General features: G+C 70.9%; 17 protein-coding genes, 1 tRNA gene and 1 riboswitch. Of the genes, 10 read left to right on the top strand and 8 right to left on the bottom strand.

Annotated elements, in window-relative coordinates; all coding sequences use genetic code 11:
• From MRBLMI12_RS02820 to thiM, 3 genes are all read right to left on the bottom strand, one after another.
• Positions 1-1,536 (bottom strand): bifunctional hydroxymethylpyrimidine kinase/phosphomethylpyrimidine kinase, encoded by a 1,536-nt coding sequence (locus tag MRBLMI12_RS02820; RefSeq protein WP_363353730.1) that lies wholly within the window; start codon positions 1,534-1,536, stop codon positions 1-3.
• A complete protein-coding gene (gene thiE / locus MRBLMI12_RS02815; protein ID WP_363353728.1) occupies positions 1,533-2,210 on the bottom strand; it encodes a thiamine phosphate synthase in 678 nt (225 codons plus the stop codon). The genes MRBLMI12_RS02820 and thiE overlap by 4 nt, the downstream gene beginning before the upstream one ends.
• The gene (thiM, locus tag MRBLMI12_RS02810) at positions 2,207-3,022 is read right to left on the bottom strand and encodes a hydroxyethylthiazole kinase (RefSeq protein WP_363353726.1); all 816 of its coding nucleotides are present in this window, start codon (positions 3,020-3,022) and stop codon (positions 2,207-2,209) included. Before thiM ends, thiE begins: the two co-directional genes overlap by 4 nt.
• A riboswitch (TPP riboswitch) is annotated at positions 3,013-3,107 on the bottom strand. Its footprint overlaps the gene before it by 10 nt.
• A gap of 64 nt (positions 3,108-3,171) precedes the next feature.
• Here thiM and MRBLMI12_RS02805 point away from each other — a divergent pair.
• The 3 genes from MRBLMI12_RS02805 to MRBLMI12_RS02795 all read left to right on the top strand — a co-directional run bounded on the left by MRBLMI12_RS02805 (position 3,172) and on the right by MRBLMI12_RS02795 (position 7,108).
• Complete coding sequence (locus MRBLMI12_RS02805) at positions 3,172-5,442, top strand: DNA polymerase III subunit gamma and tau (protein WP_363353724.1); 2,271 nt, start codon at positions 3,172-3,174, stop codon at positions 5,440-5,442.
• Positions 5,443-5,445: 3 nt separating this feature from the next.
• Complete coding sequence (gene recR / locus MRBLMI12_RS02800) at positions 5,446-6,039, top strand: recombination mediator RecR (RefSeq protein WP_349428237.1); 594 nt, start codon at positions 5,446-5,448, stop codon at positions 6,037-6,039.
• Positions 6,040-6,178: 139 nt separating this feature from the next.
• Positions 6,179-7,108 carry a DMT family transporter gene (locus MRBLMI12_RS02795; protein ID WP_363353721.1) on the top strand — a complete coding sequence of 310 codons (930 nt, stop codon included), beginning with the start codon at positions 6,179-6,181 and terminating at the stop codon, positions 7,106-7,108.
• A 34-nt stretch (positions 7,109-7,142) separates the two neighbouring features.
• On the opposite strand, the gene MRBLMI12_RS02790 is transcribed toward MRBLMI12_RS02795, so the two are convergent.
• Positions 7,143-7,631: a hypothetical protein gene (locus tag MRBLMI12_RS02790; protein WP_363353720.1), complete on the bottom strand. Its 489-nt coding sequence runs from the start codon at positions 7,629-7,631 to the stop codon at positions 7,143-7,145.
• Positions 7,632-7,765: 134 nt separating this feature from the next.
• On the opposite strand from MRBLMI12_RS02790, the gene MRBLMI12_RS02785 reads away from it, so the two are divergent.
• The 5 genes from MRBLMI12_RS02785 (at position 7,766) to MRBLMI12_RS02765 (ending at position 14,884) form a co-directional block, all read left to right on the top strand.
• Positions 7,766-9,052, top strand: a complete 1,287-nt coding sequence (locus tag MRBLMI12_RS02785) for an aspartate kinase (RefSeq protein ID WP_363353718.1) — start codon at positions 7,766-7,768, stop codon at positions 9,050-9,052.
• A gap of 293 nt (positions 9,053-9,345) precedes the next feature.
• Positions 9,346-10,416 carry an aspartate-semialdehyde dehydrogenase gene (locus MRBLMI12_RS02780; RefSeq protein WP_349428234.1) on the top strand — a complete coding sequence of 357 codons (1,071 nt, stop codon included), beginning with the start codon at positions 9,346-9,348 and terminating at the stop codon, positions 10,414-10,416.
• A gap of 167 nt (positions 10,417-10,583) precedes the next feature.
• Positions 10,584-12,083 carry a malate:quinone oxidoreductase gene (locus MRBLMI12_RS02775; protein WP_363355717.1) on the top strand — a complete coding sequence of 500 codons (1,500 nt, stop codon included), beginning with the start codon at positions 10,584-10,586 and terminating at the stop codon, positions 12,081-12,083.
• A 91-nt stretch (positions 12,084-12,174) separates the two neighbouring features.
• The gene (locus tag MRBLMI12_RS02770) at positions 12,175-14,211 is read left to right on the top strand and encodes a DUF2207 domain-containing protein (protein WP_363353715.1); all 2,037 of its coding nucleotides are present in this window, start codon (positions 12,175-12,177) and stop codon (positions 14,209-14,211) included.
• Positions 14,212-14,236: 25 nt separating this feature from the next.
• The gene (locus tag MRBLMI12_RS02765) at positions 14,237-14,884 is read left to right on the top strand and encodes a thymidine kinase (RefSeq protein WP_331912316.1); all 648 of its coding nucleotides are present in this window, start codon (positions 14,237-14,239) and stop codon (positions 14,882-14,884) included.
• An 18-nt stretch (positions 14,885-14,902) separates the two neighbouring features.
• Here MRBLMI12_RS02765 and MRBLMI12_RS02760 read toward each other — a convergent pair whose 3' ends face one another.
• Positions 14,903-15,733, bottom strand: coding sequence for a DUF1295 domain-containing protein (locus tag MRBLMI12_RS02760; RefSeq protein ID WP_363353713.1), 831 nt, complete (start codon positions 15,731-15,733; stop codon positions 14,903-14,905).
• 137 nt (positions 15,734-15,870) lie between these two features.
• Here MRBLMI12_RS02760 and MRBLMI12_RS02755 point away from each other — a divergent pair, with 137 nt between their 5' ends.
• Complete coding sequence (locus tag MRBLMI12_RS02755; protein ID WP_363353711.1) at positions 15,871-16,647, top strand: FadR/GntR family transcriptional regulator; 777 nt, start codon at positions 15,871-15,873, stop codon at positions 16,645-16,647.
• A gap of 11 nt (positions 16,648-16,658) precedes the next feature.
• The gene (locus tag MRBLMI12_RS02750; RefSeq protein ID WP_363353709.1) at positions 16,659-18,056 is read left to right on the top strand and encodes an alpha-hydroxy acid oxidase; all 1,398 of its coding nucleotides are present in this window, start codon (positions 16,659-16,661) and stop codon (positions 18,054-18,056) included.
• A gap of 497 nt (positions 18,057-18,553) precedes the next feature.
• On the opposite strand, the gene MRBLMI12_RS02745 is transcribed toward MRBLMI12_RS02750, so the two are convergent.
• From MRBLMI12_RS02745 to MRBLMI12_RS02735, 3 genes are all read right to left on the bottom strand, one after another.
• Positions 18,554-19,330: an HAD-IIB family hydrolase gene (locus MRBLMI12_RS02745; protein ID WP_363353707.1), complete on the bottom strand. Its 777-nt coding sequence runs from the start codon at positions 19,328-19,330 to the stop codon at positions 18,554-18,556.
• A gap of 54 nt (positions 19,331-19,384) precedes the next feature.
• Positions 19,385-19,458 (bottom strand) — tRNA-Pro (locus tag MRBLMI12_RS02740).
• Between the two features lie 17 nt (positions 19,459-19,475).
• Positions 19,476-21,011 (bottom strand): hypothetical protein, encoded by a 1,536-nt coding sequence (locus tag MRBLMI12_RS02735; protein ID WP_363353705.1) that lies wholly within the window; start codon positions 21,009-21,011, stop codon positions 19,476-19,478.
• Positions 21,012-21,121 lie beyond the last annotated feature (110 nt).

Here is a 21,121-nt window from a genome sequence, read left to right as displayed (position 1 = left end):
TCATGCGCGGGCGAAGAACTCCCGTTCGTGCTCCATCGAGCGGGCGAACGCGTCGCTCATCCGCGCCCGCTCGTACGGTCCGGCCTCCCGCGCCGCTGCGTCGGCGATCTCGGCCGCCCGCGCGGTCGCGGCCGTGAAGCCGGGGTCGCCGTACATCGCGAGCCAGTCGTCGTACGGGTGCGCGTCATGGCGCCGGGCCGCGAGACGGACGCCGAGGTCGGTGTACAGCCAGAAGCACGGCAGCAGTGCGGCGACGAGCTCGCCGTATGACCGCGCCGCGGCGTGCAGGTGGTTCGTGTAGGCCAGGGTCTGCGGTGCGGGCGCGTCGGGAGGCGACCCGAGATACGACTCATGCAGCCGCCGCTCCTCGACGATCGAGGACTCGGCCGCGCGCGCCCAGAACACCTGCTCCTCGGCGGTCGGCGCGAGCGCGCTCGCCTTCGCCAGCACGCGGGAGTACTCGCCGAGGTAGAGCGCGTCCTGGGCGAGGTAGCGCAGGAACGTCGCGCGCGGCAGACTGCCGTCGGCCAGCCCTCGGACGAACGCGAGGGCGTCGACGTCGGCGCGCACGGCGGCCGCGGCATCCCACACCTGCGCCGCCCAAGAGGCGGCGGGGGCGCTCCCCACGGCCCCGCCACGCACCGCCGGCGCGTCGCGCGGAGCCTCCGGCCGCGTGGGCTCAGCCGCGACCCGCTGTTCGTGGAAGTGGTCGATCGGGCCGTTGCCTCCACCCACACCCAGGGCATCGGCGTGCGCGAGTGCGCCGGTGAGCCACGTCTTCGCGCGCACCAGTGCGTCGGGCCAGGCCGCACCGCCCGCGCGCAGGGTCGCCATCGCCGACGAGAGCGAGCAGCCGGTGCCGTGGGTGTTCCGGGTCGCGACGCGGGTGCCGCCGACCTCGTGGACCGCGCCGTCGGCCGCGACGACCGCATCGGGGCAGTCCGTTCCGTCGAGGTGCCCGCCCTTGAGCAGCACGGTCGTTCCCGTCGCGGTCGCGAGAGCCCGCGCGTCGGCGAGAGCCTGCTCCCATGCCGTCGCTCGTGGGCGCCGGACGAGCACGGCGAGCTCCGCGAGGTTCGGGGTGATGAGGTCCACCTCGGTCGCGAGCGTGCGCAGCGCGTCCTCGGCGGCGGGGTCGAGCAGCCGATCGCCGCTGGTCGCCACCATGACCGGGTCGAGCACGACGACCGGCGGGCGCACGCGGGCGAGCCACTCCCGCACGGTCTCGATGATCTCGGCCGACTGCAGCATCCCGATCTTCACCGCATCGATCTGGACGTCATCCGATACGGCGTCGAGCTGCGCGGCGAGGAACGCCGTCGGCGGCACGTGCACCTCGCGCACGCCGTGCGTGTTCTGCGCGACGAGGGCGGTCACCACCGCCATGCCGTAGCCGCCGAGCGCGCCGATGGACTTGAGGTCGGCCTGGATGCCCGCGCCGCCCGTCGGGTCGGTGCCGGCGATGCTCAGCACGCGCGGGATCGCCTGCGGGCGATGCGGCGCCGTCACGGTCTGCGCGACGGACACATCGCTCACCGAGCGACCCCCTCGGCCTCGAGCGCGAGCGCGTCGGCGGCGCTGCGGACAGCGCGCGACGCCGCTGCGGGATCGTCGGCGCCGCAGATGGCCGAGACCACCGCGATACCCGCTGCGCCGGCTTCCCGCAGCGGTGCGACGTCGCTCAGGCGCACTCCGCCGATCGCGACGCAGGGCACGGTCGTGCTCGTCGCGAACGCCGCGAAGCCGTCGATGCCGAGCGCCGGCGGGTGGTCGGGCTTGGTCGAGGTCGGCCGGATCACCCCGACTCCGAGGTAGTCGACCGTGCCGGAACGCAGAGCGGATGCCGCGACCCGGTGCTCCGGCGAGTTCGCCGTCCATCCGATGACGGCGTGCGCGCCGAGCAGGCGTCGCGCCGTCTCGGGCGGCACGTCGGCCTGGCCGAGGTGGACGCCGTCGACGAGCGCCCCCGCCTCGCGCGCGGCGACGGCGACGTCGACGCGGTCGTTGAGCAGGAGCAGGCAGCGGCGGTCGATGACGTCCGACATCGCCACCGCCTGCCGCAGCAGCTCGCGCGCGCTGATGGACTTGGCGCGCAGCTGCACGACGTCGACTCCGGCGCCGACCGCGGCGTCGACGACGTCGACCAGCCGGTCGAACGGCATGCGGTCGTCGGTCACGAGATGCACCGCGAGGCGCGCGGCGCGGATCATCGAGCCGCGAGCGCGTCGGCGCGCGCATCGAGGTCGGCGGGCGCCGCCGCCACGGCGTCGAGCGCATCGAGGAACGCCACGGCGAAAGACCCCGGCCCCTCCGACCGCGCCGCGGCCCGATCCGATGCGACCGCGTAGAGGGCGGATGCCGCCACCGCCGCCTCCAGCGGGGCGCATACACCGAGCAGCGCGGCCATCACCGCGCCGAGGGAGCAGCCGCCGCCGGTGACGCGGGTGAGGAGCGCGTCGCCGCCATGGATCCGCACGACCCGCTCGCCGTCGGTGACGAGATCGACCGGGCCGGACACGGCGACCACGCCGCCGGTGCGCAACGCGAGCGATCGCGCGGCGCCGGCCGCGGCATCCGTTCCGTCCGTCGCATCGACACCGCGACCGCCGGCGCCCGCGCCTGCCAGCGCCAGGATCTCGGAGGCGTTGCCGCGGATGATCGTCGGTCGGTGATCGAGCAGCTCGGCCGCGAGAGCCGTGCGCACCGGGAGCACGCCGACCGCCACGGGATCGAGGACCCACCGCGGCGTGTGACGCACGGCCTCACGGGCGGCATCGCGCTGCTCCGCGGTCGGGGTGCCGAGGTTGACAAGCACGCCGTCTGCGACGCCTGCGAACGGCCCTGCCTCACCGGGGATGTCGCACATCGCCGGGGCCGCGCCGACGGCGAGGAGGGCGTTGGCGGTGAAGTTCGTCACCACCGCGTTGGTGATGCACTGCACCAGGGGTGAGGCCTCCCGCAGCGCCGTCAGCGCGGCGGCGGGGGAGAGGGCGGACAGGTGGGGTTCGGTGCGCGCGTTCATCGCGACATCCCTTCGCTCGCATGATCGAGATCAGGTTCGACGGGTGTGTTCTCAGCCCGCCGCGCGGGCACCCCGTGTCACTGCCGAGCAATCTAGCAGGCCGCGGGAGCGGCCACCGCGATGTCGGCGTCACGCCGTAGGCTGGGGGAGTGACCACCGCCCTCTACCGCCGCTACCGGCCCGAGTCGTTCGGCGAGATGATCGGGCAGTCGCAGGTCACCGAACCCCTGATGACGGCGCTGCGCAGCGACCGGGTCGGGCACGCCTACCTGTTCTCCGGCCCGCGCGGGTGCGGCAAGACGACGTCGGCCCGCATCCTGGCGCGCTGTCTCAACTGCGCGCAGGGGCCGACCGACACGCCCTGCGGCACCTGCGACAGCTGCATCGAGCTCGGCCGCGGCGGTGGCGGCTCGCTCGACGTCGTCGAGATCGACGCCGCGAGCCACAACGGCGTCGACGACGCCCGCGACCTGCGCGAGCGCGCCGTGTTCGCCCCCGCGCGCGACCGCTTCAAGATCTTCATCCTCGACGAGGCCCACATGGTCACGCCGCAGGGCTTCAACGCCCTGCTCAAGCTCGTCGAAGAGCCGCCCGACCACGTCAAGTTCATCTTCGCGACGACCGAGCCCGAGAAGGTCATCGGCACGATCCGCTCGCGCACGCACCACTATCCGTTCCGCCTGGTGCCGCCCGCGGCCATGCTCGAGTACGTCGAGCAGCTCTGCGGGCAGGAGGGCGTCGAGGTGGAGAAGGGCGTGCTGCCGCTCGTCGTGCGTGCGGGCGGCGGGTCGCCGCGGGACACGCTGTCGCTGCTCGACCAGCTCATCGCCGGGTCCGACCCTTCGGCAGGCTCAGGGACCATTCTCGTGACGTACGCCCGCGCCGTCGCGCTGCTCGGCTACACCCACGCCGAGCTGCTCGACGAGGTGGTCGACGCGTTCGCCGCCTCCGACGCCGCGGCCGCGTTCGCCGCGGTCGACCGGGTCGTGCAGACGGGCCAGGACCCACGCCGGTTCGTCGACGACCTGCTCGAGCGCCTGCGCGACCTCATCGTCGTGTCGGCGACCGGTCAGGGCGCCGCCGCGGTGCTGCGCGGCGTCTCGGCGGAAGACCTCGCCCGCATGCAGCGCCAGGCCGATGCCTTCGGCACGTCGCGCCTGTCGCACATCGCCGACCTCGTGATCGCGACCCTCGACGACATGACGGGTGCGACCTCGCCCCGGCTCCAGCTCGAGCTCATGGTCGCTCGCGTGCTGGCTCGCGGAGCGGGCAGTGCGGCGTCGACAGCGCCTGTGGCTGCCGCGGCGCCGGCGCCTGCGCCCGCGTCGAGCGCACCGGCGCCGGTGGGCGCGACGAGCGACCGTCCTGCTGCGGCCTCGGCGCCCGCGTCTCCGAGCGAGCCCGCGCCGTCACCCGCGGCCGCGGCGCCGGCGCCCCCTCCCGTCGAAGCCCCTCCGGTTCCCGCGGGACCGGTCACGCTGGAGCGCCTGCAGCAGGCCTGGCCGCAGGTGCTCGGTCAGCTCGAGAACGTCAGTCGCTCGTCGTGGATGCTCGCCTCCGGCGCTCGTACCGCTGCACTCGACGACGACGTGCTCACGCTCACCTTCTCGAGCCAGAGCGACGTCGCGAAGTTCAAGCAGCTCGCCGCCGGCAAGGGCCCGAGCGAAGACCTGCGCCAGGCGATCCTGGCCGTGCTCGGCATCCGTGTGAAGTACATCGCCCGTCATGACGCGGGCGGCGGTCCTGGTGGTCCGGCGCCATCCGGTCCGGCGAGTCCGTCGGCCTCCGGTCCCGGACGCGAGGCACCGCAGCGCCCGGTTGCTCCTGAGACACCTGCCGCTCCGCGAACGCCTGCGACGGCACCTGCCGCCCCCGCCGCAGCACGACCCTCGACCTCGTCAGGACCCCGTGCGTCGGCATCCGGTCCCACCCAGCGCGGCCCGGTCTCGGCGCCCCGCGCCTCGGCAACCGGGGCTGCGTCGACAGCGTCGGCTGCGGCCGCCCCCGTGACCGACTGGGCCGTCGCGGCGATCCCTTCCGACGACGACGCCCCGCCGCCCGACCCGGGCCCGGCGGCGCTGCCCACCGAGACGCCCGGCCAGTTCGCGGTCGACGACGAGCCCGAAGATGCGGCGACCTCGATGGCGCGCGTCGCAACCCTGGCGCCCCCGCGCGAGGGAGACGTTCTTCCGCGCACCGAGGTCGTCCCCTCGATCGAGCGCGACGACGACGAGCCCGAAGACGAGCCGGATGCCGTCGCCGACGTCCCGGTGCCGCCGACGGTCGCGCCGCCCCTGACTCCGGTGGTCACGACGCGCAACGGCGGCGTGCAGCGCTACGGCGAGGCGGTGGTGCGCCAGGTTCTCGGCGCCACATTCGTGCGCGAGGAGCCCTACGAGCCGCCGACGAGGTTCAGCTAGCCCATGTACGACGGCATCGTCCAAGATCTCATCGACGAATTCGGCCGCCTGCCCGGGATCGGACCGAAGTCGGCGCAGCGCATCGCCTTCCACATCCTGCAGACGCCCAACTTCGACGTGTCGCATCTCGCCGAGCTGCTCAGCGTCGTGCGCGAGAGGGTGCGCTTCTGCGAGGTCTGCGGCAACGTCTCCGAGCAGGAGCGCTGCTCGATCTGCCGCGACCCCCGCCGCAACCTGACCCTCATCTGCGTCGTCGAAGACGCGAAGGACGTCGCCGCGATCGAGCGCACGCGGGAGTTCCGTGGGCTCTATCACGTGCTCGGCGGCGCGATCAGCCCGATCGCCGGCATCGGTCCGGACGACCTGCGCATCACCCAGCTGATGCAGCGGCTCGCCGACGGCACGGTGCAGGAGGTCATCCTCGCCACGAACCCGAATCTCGAGGGCGAGGCGACCGCCACCTACCTGAGCCGGCTGCTGCACACGCTCGAGATCTCGGTCACCCGTCTGGCGTCGGGCCTTCCCGTCGGAGGCGACCTGGAGTACGCCGACGAGGTCACGCTGGGCCGGGCGTTCGAGGGCCGACGCTCGGTCTGATCTCGACGGATGTCGGAACTCCGCCGTAGATTGGCGGTCGGCCGCCTCGCGCCGGGGTGCCGGTTCCCGGATGCTGAATCCCGAGGCCTGCGCACAGATCCGTGCTGCGACCGAAGATCACTTGACGGAGAGACACCATATGAACTCCTCGCAGCGCTTCGACACGCGCGCGTGGCTGCTGTTCGCCGCGATGGCAGTGCTGTGGGGCATTCCCTATCTCTTCATCAGCATCGCCGTGGAGTCGTACTCTCCGGCTGCGGTGGTGGCGGGCCGCACGCTTCTCGGCGCCGTGCTGCTCCTGCCGTTCGCGATCCGGCAGAAGGCGCTGCGCCCCGCCTTCGCCAAGATCGGCTGGGTGCTGCTGTTCGGCGCCATCGAGATGGCGGGGCCCTTCCTGCTCCTCGGTCATGCCGAGCAGACGCTGCCGTCGGGGCTCACCGGTCTGCTCGTCGCGACCGTTCCGCTGTTCGCGGCGATCATCGCGTTCGGCGGAGGTGACCGTTCGGTTCTCAGCCCGGCGCGCAGCATCGGCCTCTTCATCGGCTTCGTCGGCGTCTTCGTGATCGTCGCGGGCCCCGGCCTCGCGGTCGAAGGCGGCGGCGGTCTCATCGCGGTCGGCGAAGTCCTGCTGGTCGCGCTGCTGTACGCGATCGCGCCGTTCGTCATCGCTACCAAGCTGCGCGACGTGCCCTCGCTCGGCTCCATCACCCTCGCGCTCCTCGCTGTCGGGATCTTCTACACGCCGATCGCGTTCCTGACGCAGCACCAGGTGCCGACCCTCGAGGGCACGCTGTCGCTCATCGCGCTGGCCGTCCTGTGCACGGCGGTGGCGTTCATCACGTTCTTCGCGCTGATCGCGCGCGTGGGCCCGGTGCGGGCGCCGCTGTTCACCTACGTCAACCCCGTCGTCGCGATCGTGCTCGGCACGCTCATCCTCGGCGAGCCGCTCACCCTCGGCCTGCTGATCGGATTCCCGCTGGTGATCGCCGGGTGCTGGCTCGCCGCCACCGGCGGCACGGTGCGAGCTCGCAAGGCCACGGCCGACCTGCCGCCGATCGGCCCGAGCTGACCGCTGCCGCGCGGCCGCCGGCATCCTCCCCGCGTCAGCGGAGCACTTCGACGAGCACGATCCACGACACCAGCAGCGCCGCGACCACCGCGATGAGGGAGCCGGCCGCGAACCACAGCAGTCCGCCCGGCTGACCTGCCGCCAGCAGCGCGCCGCCGACGAAGTAGGCGAGCGGAGCGATGAAGCCGACCGCGGACTTGCCGGCGCGGAGCCGGTTGGCCGGATGCCGGTTCTCGAAGATCCGCCGTGCCGCCTGCACCTGAAAGACGCCGGCGCCCAGCGCGAGCACGATCATCGCGACCCCGTAGGGGAGCGCGCCGACCTCGGGGATGAGTCCGACCGCCGACCCGATGAGCGCGAGGACGAGACCGGAGATGCCCGCGGCGAGACGCGCCGTGAGAGAAGCCTCTTTGATGATGTCGCCGATGTTGACGCTCGCCGCGACGATGACGAGACCGGCCAGAGCCGCCGTCGCGCCGACCATCGCGACGTTGAACTCCGACCATGCCTCGATCTGCTCCATGCTCGGATGCTAGCGCCGAGACACATGGCCGGTGGCGCATGGGAGCGTCCGTAAGATGGAGCGTCGGGTGAAGTTCAGAAGCTCTGGTGCGGCATCCGTTCTCGCCCACCCCTGACATACGCGTGGAGTTCGATGTGGCGCTGATCGTCCAGAAGTACGGCGGATCGTCGGTCGCGGATGCCGAGAGCATCAAGCGCGTCGCGAAGCGCATCGTCGACACGCGCCGGGCCGGGCACGACGTCGTCGTCGCCGTGAGCGCGATGGGCGACACCACCGACGAGCTGCTCGATCTGGCAGGGCAGGTCGCGCCGATCCCCGCACCGCGCGAGCTCGACATGCTGCTCTCGAGCGGTGAGCGCATCTCGATGGCGCTGCTCGCCATGGCCATCCACTCGATGGGGTTCGAGGCCCGCTCGTTCACCGGCAGCCAGGCCGGCATGATCACGACCGCCGATCACGGCTCCGCGCGCATCGTCGACGTCACGCCGATCCGCCTGCGTGAGGCCCTCGACGAGGGCGCGATCGTCATCGTCGCCGGCTTCCAGGGGTTCAACCGCGACACACGCGACATCACGACGCTCGGCCGCGGGGGTTCCGACACCACCGCCGTCGCGCTGGCGGCGGCGCTCCAGGCCGACGTCTGCGAGATCTACAGCGACGTCGACGGCATCTTCACCGCCGACCCCCGCGTCGTGCCGAAGGCGAAGAAGCTGACCGTCGTGTCGGCGGAGGAGATGCTCGAACTCGCCGCGAACGGCGCGAAGGTGCTGTACATCCGCGCCGTCGAGTACGCGCGCCGCCACCGCGTGCTGATCCACGCCCGCTCCACGTTCAGCTCGGGCGTGGGGACCTATGTGCTCGGCCCGGGGATGAGCGTCCCCGAGGGCGAAAAGGGAGAAGAGATGGAAGAGCCGATCGTCGCCGGGGTCGCCACCGACCTGGGTCAGGCCAAGATCACCGTCATCGGCGTGCCCGACGTGCCGGGCAAGGCGGCCGAGATCTTCAAGGTCATCGCGAAGTCCGGGGCGAACGTCGACATGATCGTGCAGAACGTGTCGGCCGCCGCGACCGGCCGCACCGACATCTCGTTCACGCTCCCCAAGACCGATGCCGCGACCGCGCTGAAGGCGCTCGCCGGCGACCAGTCCGACATCGGCTTCGAGAACCTCGTCCACGACGACCAGATCGGCAAGCTCTCGGTCGTCGGCGCGGGCATGCGCACGCACTCGGGTGTCTCTGCCACGCTGTTCGAGGCGCTCAGCGTCGCCGGCATCAATATCGAGATGATCTCGACGTCCGAGATCCGCATCTCGGTCGTGGTGCGCGGCGACGATCTGGCCGAGGCCGCGCGCGTCGTCCACACCGCGTACGGCCTGGACGGCGACATCGAGGCCACCGTCTACGCCGGCACCGGCCGCTGACCCCGACTCGCTCGGCGGCGGTCCCGTCTCATGCCACGAGATCAGGTGATGTCACCGGTGCAGGAGGATTCCTCGCGCAACGTCCTGTCCTCGTGAGATCACCTGACCCCGTGACGCCCGCCGCCCGCGAGCAGCAGCTGGCGCCGCGCCCGCCTCACGACGACACGCAGCCCTGGGAGCAGCCCGTAACGGCGGACCTCGCCGCTGCGGCAGGGCGGTAGAATCGGGCAACCCCGCGCGTCCGACGGTGCCCGCGCGTCCGCTCCACGCTTGTGCCCACGCTGAGGAACACCATGACCCGCATCTCCGATTCAGGACTCTCCGTCGCCATCGTCGGCGCCACCGGCCAGGTCGGCGGCGCCATGATCGACATCCTCGAGGAGCGCGGGTTCCCGGTGCGCGAGATCCGCGCCTTCGCCACCGCACGCTCGGCCGGATCCGACATCATCTTCCAGGGCAAGGCCGTGACCGTGGAGGATGTCGCCACCGCCGAACTCGGCGGCATCGACATCGCCCTCTTCTCGGCCGGCGCCACGGGCAGCCGTGCGCACGCCCCGCGCTTCGCCGAGGCGGGCGCCGTCGTCATCGACAACTCCAGCGCGTGGCGCATGGATCCCGACGTGCCGCTCGTCGTGAGCGAGGTCAACCCGCACGCGATCGCCGAGGCGCGCAAGGGCATCATCGCGAACCCCAACTGCACCACCATGGCCGCGATGCCGGCGCTGAAGGTGCTCGACAACGAGGCCGGTCTCGAACGGCTCATCGTCAGCACGTACCAGGCCGTCAGCGGCTCGGGCCTCGCCGGGGTTCAGGAGCTGCTCGGCCAGGTCGAGGGCGTGCTCGCTCAGGGCGACGTCGAGCGGCTCGCCCGCGACGGCTCGGCGCTGGACTTCCCCCAGCCCGAGAAGTACATCGCTCCGATCGCCTTCGACGTCATCCCCTTCGCCGGGAACCTTGTCGACGACGGCCTCAACGAGACCGACGAGGAGAAGAAGCTCCGCAACGAGAGCCGCAAGATCCTCGAGCTGCCCGACCTCCGCGTCGCCGGCACCTGCGTGCGCGTGCCGGTCTTCACCGGCCACTCGCTCAGCATCAACGTGGAGTTCGCCCGCGACATCACGCCCGAGCGTGCGCGCGAGGTGCTCTCGAGCGCCCCCGGCGTGAAGCTCGAGGAGGTGCCGACGCCGCTGCAGGCTGCCGGCACCGACCCGGCATACGTCGGTCGCATCCGTGCCGACCAGTCCGCGCCGGAGGGCAAGGGGCTGGTGCTCTTCATCTCGAACGACAACCTGCGCAAGGGTGCGGCGCTCAACGCCGTGCAGATCGCGGAGCTCGTCGCTGCCAACCTGGGCGTCAGCGTCTGATCTTCCCTTCGACGACTCGAAAGCGAGCGGATGCCGCGGCCGCGGCATCCGCTCGCTTGTCGTTTCGGCAAGAACCGCAGGACTTTCGGGGGAGGAGCCGGCGCCCGGTCGGGGGTGCTTTCCGGCGGAACTAGAATCATCTGGTGACCGAAACGCCCTCCGACGCCCTGCCCAGCCCTGACGACAGCGATCTCCCCACGGGGACGGTCGACGTTCTGCTGATCGGCGGCGGCATCATGAGTGCGACGCTCGGCACGCTGCTGCAGCAGCTGCAGCCCGACCTCAAGATCGCGGTCTTCGAGCGGCTGAGCGATGTCGCGCAGGAGAGCTCCAACCCCTGGAACAACGCCGGCACCGGCCACGCAGCGCTCTGCGAGCTGAACTACATGCCCGAGGGCAAGGACGGCACGGTCGATCCCGCCAAGGCGATCTCGATCAACGAGCAGTTCCAGCAGAGCCGTCAGCTATGGTCGTCGCTCGTCGAGGCCGGCGTGCTCGACGCCCCGTCGACGTTCATCAACTCCACCCCGCACATGACCTTCGTGCGCGGTGAGAAGGATGTCGCCTACCTCAAGAAGCGCTACGAAGCGCTGAAGGACGAACCGCTGTTCGCCGGCATCGAGTACAGCGAGGACTCCCGGGTCATCAACCAGTGGGCGCCGCTGCTGATGCAGAAGCGCCGCAAGGGCGAGCCGTTCGCCGCGACCCGGATGCCGGCGGGCACCGACGTCGACTTCGGTGCGCTGACCCACCAGCTCATCGACCGGCTCGCCGAGAACGGCGCCGACGTGCGCCTCAACACCGAAGTCCGTCGCCTGAAGCGCCTGCCCGACGGCTCGTGGCGCGTCAAGTACCGTCGCACCGTCGGTCGCACGCCCGGCGAGATCCGTGCGAAGTTCGTCTTCGTGGGCGCCGGCGGCTGGGCCCTGAAGCTGCTGCAACGGTCCGGGATCCCGGAGATCTCCGGCTACGGCGTGTTCCCGATCGGGGGGCAGTTCCTGAAGACCTCGAACCCGGCGGTCGTCGCCCAGCACAAGGCCAAGGTGTACTCGCAGGCGTCGGTGGGCGCCCCGCCGATGTCGGTGCCGCACCTCGACACGCGCGTCGTCGACGGCGAGGCGTCTCTTCTCTTCGGCCCGTTCGCGACGTTCAGCCCCAAATTCCTCAAGACCGGCTCGTGGTTCGACATCGTCGGCCAGGTGCGGCCCGGCAACCTGGGTCCGATGCTCAAGGTCGCGTGGGACAACCCGAGCCTCATCACCTATCTCGTCGGTGAGCTGCTGAAGAACCACGCCAAGAAGGTCGACAGCCTCCGCGTCTTCATGCCGACGGCGAAGGACGAGGACTGGGAGATCATCCAGGCCGGCCAGCGCGCCCAGGTCATGAAGAAGGACCCGGAGAAGGGCGGCGTGCTGCAGTTCGGCACCGAGGTCGTCACCGGCGCCGACGGCACCATCGCGGGCCTGCTGGGTGCGTCACCGGGGGCGTCGACCGCGGTGTCGATCATGCTCGGTCTGCTGAAGACCTGCTTCCCCGACCGCATCGACGCGTGGGAGCCGCGTCTGCGCGAGCTCATCCCGACCTACGGCGACACGCTCAACGCTCGGCCCGAGGTCGCGCAGGAGCTGCTCGGCGAGACCGCGGAGGCACTCGCCCTCACCGCGTAGCGCGCGTGGGGCAGCGGTCGCTGCATCCGTCGAGCCTCGACCGGAACGCCCGACCGTGGGAGCGCGAGTGCTGCCCCCTAGGGTGGGGGGCATGCGAGCACGGCTCACCTGGCGCGTCTGGGCGATCGCCGTCGCCCTGATCCTCGTCGTCGTGGTGGCCGGTGCCGTCGTTCTCGTCCGGGCGGCGGCGTCCGACGGTGGCGCCGGGGGAGTCGCCCTGCGATCGAGCGCCGGTGGCGCGGCGGCACTGCGGGTGGCGGCATCCGTCGACGACTTCGCCTACGACTCGTTCGAGGCCGATTACTGGCTCGGAAGGGATGCCGGCGGCCGGAGCCAGCTCTACACGACCGAGACGATCGTCGCCCGCTTCCCGGACTTCGACCAGAACAAGGGCATCGTCCGGTGGATCCCGCAGGCGGATTCGGGCATCGCGCACGACCCCGTGATCGTCAGTGTCACGGGTGCCGGCGGCGAACCGATCCCCTGGTGGACCGAGGAGGACGAGGAATTCGTCTATGTCCTGACCGGGGACGACACCTACGTGCAGGGGACGCAGACCTACGTCATCACCTACACGATGAGCGACGTCGTGCTGCGCTACGAAGACACCGACGCCGATGAGTTCTACTGGGACACCGTCGGCACCGACCACGCGCAGTCGTTCGGCGAGGTGCGTGCGCACGTGCACCTCCTGGGCGACGCGGCCGCAGGGCTGCAGCCTCACCGGGTCTCCTGCTACAGCGGACCCGCCGATTCCACCGAGCCCTGCGACATCCAGGCGGCGCCGCCGACCGCGCCTCCCGATGAGATCGCGGTGTGGGCTCTGGGGCATGGCATCACGGCAGTGGGGGAGCGGCAGCTCGCCTTCACCGCAGCCGAAGCAGGCGTCGGGCAAGACGAGAACGTCACCGTGGCGATCGGCTTCGAGCTGGGCACGTTTTCGGCGCCGACACCGCCACCGCCTCCGCCGTACCCCTGGTGGGAGTGGATCCTGCCCGTCCTGGGGCTTCTCGCCGGGTTCGGCGGACTGGTGTTCGTCCTCGCGATGAGGCGCTTCCTGCGCCGCAATCCCGATCGCTCGCCGGTCATCGTGCAGTACTCGCCACCGGTCGATGAGTCGCCGACGCTGTCGGCCGGTGTCCTCGGCGTGCCCGCGAAGGCGCTCGCCGCGCATGTCGTCGACCTCGCGGTGCGAGACAAGGTCGAGATCACGGCATCCGGCGATCGGTCCGACGCGGACGATTTCGACGTGATTCTGCGGGATGCGAACGGGCTCGAGCACGACGACAGACGCATCGTGACGACGCTGTTCGGGAGGGATGCCGCACCGGGCGACCGCGTGGATCTGGGGGTGTTCGCCAAGAAGCCGCCGGTCCGGGCGGTGACATATGTGCGCCGCATCGAGGACGCGACGGTCGATCGCGGCTATCGCAGCAAGACCCCGGGCTGGGTCGGCGGGGTTCGCGGCCTGCTGCAGTTCGGCGGCCTGGCGGTCGCCGTGATGCTGACGTTCTTCCTGGACGCGGTGCCGTCGGTGCTGACGGATCTCGGCGCACTCGGCGGCTGGATCAATTTCCTCTCGATCGCGAGTGCGTTCGGCGCCTTCATCGTGCTGCCGTTCATCGGCCTGCCCAAGACGACGCTCACGCTCGCCGGCGGCACGCACAAGACGTACCTGGAGGGCATCCGCGCGTACCTGCGCCTGGCTGAGGAGGATCGCCTCCGGGCGGCGCAGACCCCGCAGACCGCCGACCTCGTGGCGGGCGGACGCCGCGCCTACACCGACGCCCCGAACGCACCCGGTGCGGAGGTCGTCAACCTGTACGAGCGGCTCCTGCCGTACGCGGTGCTGTTCGGCATGCAGCGCGAGTGGGTCTCGGTGATCCGTGCTGCGCAGCCCGCCGAAACGCCCATGGCCCGTGTAGCCCTGTTCGACTCGGTCACGTCCGACTCGCTGTCGAATGCGTCCTCGTCCATCGGACGCCTCGCCGCCACACCCGTCTCGCGCGGAAGCTCCTCGAGCTCGTCCGGGTCGTCGTTCTCGAGCAGCTGGTCATCGTTGGGCGGTTCCTCCGGCGGCGGATTCTCGGGCGGCGGGGGAGGGGGTGGCGGCTTCGGCGGGCGGTGACGCCGCCACCGACTACGCTCGATCCGTGGCCAAGCTCTACTTCCGCTATGGGGCGATGAACTCCGGCAAGTCGACGTCGCTCCTGCAGGCCGCGTACAACTACGAGGAGCGCGGGCAGCATGTGCTGCTCGCCAAGCCGTTGATCGACACCAAGGGCGCCGACCAGATCGACAGCCGCCTCGGCGTCAAGCGCACGGTCGACTTCCTCGTCGGCCCCGACGACGACATCCGTGCCCTGTTCGCCGAGCACCGCGCGCGTGTGAGGGCGGATGCCGCGGCCACGCTGGTTCCGGAATCCGAGGAGCACGAGGTCGACGTCGCATGCTTCCTCATCGACGAGGCGCAGTTCCTCACCCGCGAGCAGGTCGACGACCTGCTGCGCATCGTCGTGTTCGACGGCGTGCCCGTGCTGGCCTACGGAATCCGCACCGACTTCCAGACGCAGGCGTTCCCCGGCTCGGCGCGGCTGCTGGAGCTGGCCCACAGCCTCGAAGAGCTCAAGACGATCTGCCGCTGTGGTCGCAAGGCGCTCTTCAACGCCCGCCTCGTCGGCGGCCGTTTCGTCTTCGACGGTGACCAGGTCGCCATCGACGAGCTCACTGCGGACCGCATCACGTACGAATCGCTGTGCGCCGAGGACTACCTGCGCGCGTCGGGCGGGCGCCTGGAGTGACCTCCGGGCGGGCGGCGCTCAGGCGGTCTCGGGCGCGCGTCCGCGGCGACGAGGGAGCGGCACCAGCATTGAGGTCGTTCGCTGGTAGTCCCGATACGCGGGGTATTTCGCGGCGGAGATCGACTCGGTGAAGATCGTCGAGCCGATGAAGAGGACCGTGAGCAGCGCGGGCCCGGCGATGGTCCAGTTGAGCCAGCCGCCGCCGTCCGCGACGAGAGCAACCGCACCGAGCGCGTAGAACGCCCACCACTGCGCCTGCTCGAAGAAGAAGTTCGGGTGCCGGCTGTAGGCGAACAGGCCGGTGGTGAGGAAGGGCGGCTCGAGCGTGCCGCCGGCCGCCTTCTTCGCCTGGTGGAAGTTCCATTGCTGCTGGTCGGCCACGGTCTCGCCCACGAGGAGCGCCGCGAAGACCACTGCGAATGCGGCATCCCACCCGTTGAAAGGCGCTGGATGCTGCCAGGCGATGAGGGCCGGCAGCGTGATGAGCACCAACAGGGCGCTCTGGAACCCGACGATGAAGAGCAGGTTGAACACCTGGAATTGCCACCGCTTCATCCGCCCGCGCAGGACCGCCCAGCGGTAGTCCTCCATGCCGGTGTAGCCGCCCTTGCGCGCGAAGTTGAAGGTCAGCCGCACACCCCAGGCGGTCACAAGCACCGCCATCACGACCAAGCGCGTGGCGTCGGCCCCGTCGGCGAGGGCGGCACCGGCGAAGATCCACACGTAGATCACCGGGACGATCGACCAGATCCGGTCGATCCACGACGTCTCGTTCGTGATGAGCGAGGTGATCCAGCAGAACGCGGCAGCGACGCCCGCGACGATGAGGACGAGGGGGAGGGGATCCATGCGGTCAGAGTATCGCTCCCGGGCGACATCGCGCGTCACACGGGTTGTCTGTGGTCGGACCACACGTTATCGTGGTCTGACCACACCGTGCTCTTCATCGAGGAGGGCAGGCGGATCCGACATCGACGAGGAGATCCGTGGCAGGGACCCCCACTTCCCCGGCGATCGCACCGGCCCGCGCCTGGCGTGTCGTGCTCGAGAGGATCGAGACCGACCTGCTCGACGGCACGCTGCGCCCGGGCGATCGGCTCGCCCCCGAGCGCGAGCTCGCCGCCACCCTCGGGGTCGGTCGGTCGAGCGTGCGCGAGGCCCTGCGCGTGCTCGAGGTGATGGGCGTGATCCGCACCGGCACCGGCTCAGGCCCGACGTCCGGCGCCATCATCATCGCGACACCCGAGGGCGGCATGTCGGCCCTGCTGCGCCTGCAGGTCGCCGCCCAGGGGTTCCCCTTCGACGACGTCGTCGCGACCCGTCTCGTGCTCGAATCCGCCGTCGTCGACGCGGTCGCGACCGACCCGGCGCTGTCCACGGCGCGCGCCCGTGACGTCCTCGACGCGATGGATGCCGTCGACCTCACGGCGCCGGAGTTTCTCGCGCTCGACGCGCAGCTGCACCTCGCCCTCGCCGAGGCGTCGGGCAACGTCGTGATCGCCGCCATGATGGCGGGCCTGCGCACGGCGATCGAGTCGTACGTGCAGGCGGGCGCCGCCGGCATCGCGCAATGGGATGCCGCGGCCGACCGCCTCCGCCGTGAGCACCACGCGATCCTCGACGCCGTCGACGCGGGCGATGCGGCCCGCGCCCGAACCCTCGTCCACGACCACATCGTCGGCTACTACGCCTCGGCGGGCCTCGCGCGCTCCGCCTCAGCCGACCCCGTCCCCGGATCCGCTGCGACGGGTCCGACCTCCTGAAAGGCAACCCCATGGTCCAGCGCCAGCTCCCCAAGCCTGCTGAGCTGCTCGAGCTCATGCAGTTCAAGAAGCCCGAACTCGACGGCCGCAAGCGCCGGCTCGAGGCGGCGCTCACGATCCACGACCTGCGGACGATCGCGAAGCGTCGCACGCCCAAGGCGGCCTTCGACTACACCGACGGCGCCGCCGAGGGCGAGTTCTCGCTCGCGCGTGCGCGCCAGGCGTTCGAAGACGTCGAGTTCCACCCCGACATCCTGCGACCGGCCGAGCACGTCGACATGTCCACCGAGATCCTCGGGGGTCCGTCGGCGCTGCCCTTCGGCATCGCGCCGACCGGCTTCACGCGCCTCATGCAGACCGAGGGTGAGACCGCCGGCGCGGGTGCAGCCGGGGCCGCAGGAATCCCGTTCACGCTCTCGACGCTCGGCACCACGTCGATCGAGGACGTGAAGAAGGCCAACCCGCACGGGCGCAACTGGTTCCAGCTGTATGTCATGCGCGACCGCGAGATCTCGTACAACCTGGCGCGCCGCGCGGCGGCCGCCGGCTTCGACACGCTGCAGTTCACCGTCGACACGCCCGTCGCGGGCGCGCGCCTGCGCGACAAGCGCAACGGCTTCTCGATCCCGCCGCAGCTGACGCTGGGCACGATCATCAACGCCATCCCGCGGCCGTGGTGGTGGTACGACTTCCTCACCACGCCGAAGCTCGAGTTCGCCTCGCTCTCGACCACCGGCGGCACGGTGGGCGAGCTGCTGAACTCGGCGATGGACCCGACGATCAGCTACGACGACCTCGCGATCATCCGCGACATCTGGCCGGGCAAGATCGTGGTCAAGGGCGTGCAGAACGTCGCGGACTCGAAGCGGCTCATCGATGCCGGCGTCGACGGCATCATCCTCTCGAACCACGGCGGGCGCCAGCTCGACCGCGCGCCGATCCCCTTCCGGCTCCTGCCCGAGGTGGTGCGCGAGGTCGGCAAGGATGCGACCGTCATGGTCGACACGGGCATCATGAACGGCGCCGACATCGTCGCCTCGATCGCGCTCGGTGCGAAGTTCACCCTCATCGGCCGCGCGTACCTCTACGGCCTCATGGCGGGTGGCCGCCAGGGCGTCGACCGCACGATCGCCATCCTCCGCAGCGAGATCGAGCGCACCATGAAGCTGCTCGGCGTCTCCACCCTCGCCGAGCTGGAGCCGCGCCACGTCACCCAGCTCACGCGCCTGATGCCGCTTGCGGGCGCGCCGGCTGAGGCTGTCGGCGGCGGGGCACCGCGCGTGCGTGTCGCGTCCGGCGCGGCAGCGCGGGCTCCGAGGACGACGGCGAACGGCAAGACGGATGCTGCGGCATCCCGTCCGGCGAAGACCACGGCGTCGAAGGGCACCACGTCGCGCCCCCAGGGCTGATCCGTTCGACGCTTCGCTCGCTCAACGCCCGCACCGGTCTCGTCGGTCGTTGAGCGAGCGAGACGAAACGCGCAGGGTCCGGCGCAGTCGCGAAGCTCGGGGCGTTTCGTCTCGGTCGCTGGCGCTCCCTCGCTCAACGACCGGGGGGCTCTGCGTCGCATGCTCGATGGTCCGAGGGAGCGGGTCGTCGCATTCCGGTCGTTGAGCGAGCGAGCGCGAGCGAGGAATCCGGTCGTTGAGCGAGCGAGGAATGAGCGAGACGAAACGCGCGGGGTCCGGCGCAGTCGCGAAGCTCGGGGCGTTTCGTCTCGGTCGCTGGCGCTCCCTCGCTCAACGACCGGGGGGCTCTGCGTCGCGTGCTCGACGGTCCGGGGGAGCGGGTCGTCGCATTCGGGTCGTTGAGCGAGCGAGGGCTGAGCCAGGATTTCGGTCGTTGAGCGAGCGAGGAACGAGCGAGACGAAACGGGTGGGGCTCACGCCGGCCCCCGGCAAACGCGTCAGACGCGGACGGGAAGCGTGGGGATGAGCTCTTCGAGGTAGTCGGCGGTGTCTTCCCAGCCCTCGACCGCGTGGCAGCGCACGCCGATCGCGAGGACGGGGTAGTCGTTGCCGTCCGGGTCGAGGCGGTCGCCGACGAAGAGCATGTCGTCGAGTGCGATGCCGGTCTGCTCGGCGAGCCGGCGCATGCCGTAGGCCTTGTCGATGCCCTGCTCGGTGATGTCGACAGACGTCGAGCCGCCCGAGCGCACCTCGAGGTCGGGCAGCAGCGCAGCCACCGCGGCACGCAGGGCGTTCTTCTTCTCGCCGGTCGGGTCCCACGCGGTCTTGGCGGAGACGGGAGCCTGCTGGCCGAGCGCCGAGAAGGTGATCTGCGAGCCGCGGTCCTCGAGGATGTCGCCCCACGTCTCGGATTCCCAGAGCCCGAGGCGGCGCGCCTCGCCCTCGACGGCAGCGAGTGCCCGCGACTTCTGGTCGTCGGTGAGCGAGCGCTTGTAGACCGTGACGACCTCGTCCTCGGTCAGGCGGTAGTACTGGGTGCCGCAGGTGGGCAGCAGGTGGAGTCGAGCGAGCGCGGCAGGGGACGCCTCCGGAAGCCGGTCGACGACCTGCGTCGTGAACTGACCGAGCTGACCACCGGAGATGATCGCCACCTCGACGCGCTCGGCCAGCGCGATGAGCAGCCCGCCGATGCGCTCGTCGATCTGGCTCTTGGAGGGTGCGAGGGTGTCGTCGAGGTCGAAGGCGACGAGAAGGGGCGGGATGCTGTCCGTCACGGTGTCCGTCCTTTCATGCCAGAGGCTCCGCCTCGCGGCGGAGCCTCTTCGCTGTCGGGGTGACAGGATTTGAACCTGCGGCCTCTTCGTCCCGAACGAAGCGCGCTACCAAGCTGCGCCACACCCCGTCGACAACCCCATGAGTCTACCTGATCGTGAGCCGTGCTCCGAACCGAGGGCGTCGGGACGCGACGATCGCGACGCCGATGCTGACAAGGCCGATGGCGATCGCCAGGGGCGTGCGAACGGCAGCAACATCGATCCCGGTCGCGGCGAGCGCGGCCGGCGGAGGACTCGGAGCGACGTCGGCAGCGACGGGGCCAGGCGTCGTCACAGCGGGCGTCGGGGCGGGCGTCGGCTCCACCGCAGGCGGCGCGACGACGGCGACCTGCGACGGTTCGCCGAAACGCTCGGCCCACACGAATTCCGGTCCGGTGTGGGCCGCCACCGCGGTGATCTGGTCGGCACCGCTCACGCTCCACACCGCTGTGTAGAAGCCGGGGGCCGTCATCTCCCACGGTGATGTGACGGTGTACGCCGTTGTCGGACCGAGGACGGGATCGGTCGTGACCTGCAGGGTTCCTGCGACGGTCGCGTCTTCGGGAACCTCCGAGTTCGGAACCGGCTCAGTATCGGTGCGGTAGACGACCGCGCGGGCTGTCACGGGCAGATACGAGCGGTCCTCGGCACGCGGCCACGATCCGTCCTCTGCAGCGAACGTGACCTGGTCGATGTACGGACCTGGAGCCGTCTCCCGCGCCGGCACCTGTGTCGCGATGGACGGCGAGAACGGGGGGACGCGCGGGGCGGCATCGGCTCCCGCGATGTCGAACGGCACAACGCCGGCGGGACCGGCGGTCTGCTGGCCGCCCGGCGTGGTGTAGTGGCGCACTGCGGCGGGCAGGCCCGCGGTCAAGCGGCCTGTGCCGCTGACGGTGTACGCGCGGCCCGGCTCAGGCTGGACCGTGCGGATGGCGTAGGTCGTGCCCGCCGTTGCGCCCTCCAGCGTGGGTGTACCCGTCGTGGCGAAGACGGCGTTCACAAGGGTCACGGTCCCGGTCGCGGCGCTCGTGGCGTCGACGCGCACCGTGCCGGTCCGGTGGTCTGCGGGGTCGGTCGAGAACGCCAGACTTCCGCTCGCGTCGACCGCGTTCTGCGCCGCGCGGACGGCCTCGTCGTAGTAGGCGACAGCCCGCTCCTGGACGGCCAGGTCATGCTGCGGCGCGAGTGCAGACATCGTCCAGTGGATCGCGCCGGCAAGCGAGTCGCCCCGGTATCCGAACGCGTGGAGCGTCTCCTCGCGGTTCGCGATCGCCTTGACAGCCCACGCCACCGCGGCAGCCTGGACGGGATCATCGGTCTGCCCGTAGGCGGACACCAGGAGATTGATCCCGGCGAGCTGCTGCGACGACAGCCCGGCGGCCGATCCACTGATGCCGTGGTCGCTGCTCGGCCCGGTGGGAGCAGGCGCACCCGGGGTGATGCAGTACGTATGCACGCCGTCGATCAGCATCGAGCCATGCCATCCGTAGGCCGAGATCGGTGCCCACGTGCCGAATCCGGTACCGCGCTCGGCGGCGTCGGCGCGCGGCGGTGCTGCGACGTCTATGACGAAGAGCACCGCCAGGACGACGATGACGAGGATATAGGCGGGCAGAGGGAGAGTGCGCGATCGAAGCAAACGCACGAGGCGGGAGGGGCGACGCGGTGTCAGGGGGAAGGACGGAGGTTCTGTTCTCGGCACATTGCGAGACTGCCCGCCCCGTGTGTTCCCTGGGCCACCGTCGCGCC

Origin of the sequence: Microbacterium sp. LMI12-1-1.1 (genome assembly GCF_040676455.1) — a bacterium.
Classification (GTDB): domain Bacteria; phylum Actinomycetota; class Actinomycetes; order Actinomycetales; family Microbacteriaceae; genus Microbacterium.
Note: the sequence above shows the minus strand (reverse complement) of the source record. Positions and strands in the feature narration are given on the sequence as shown.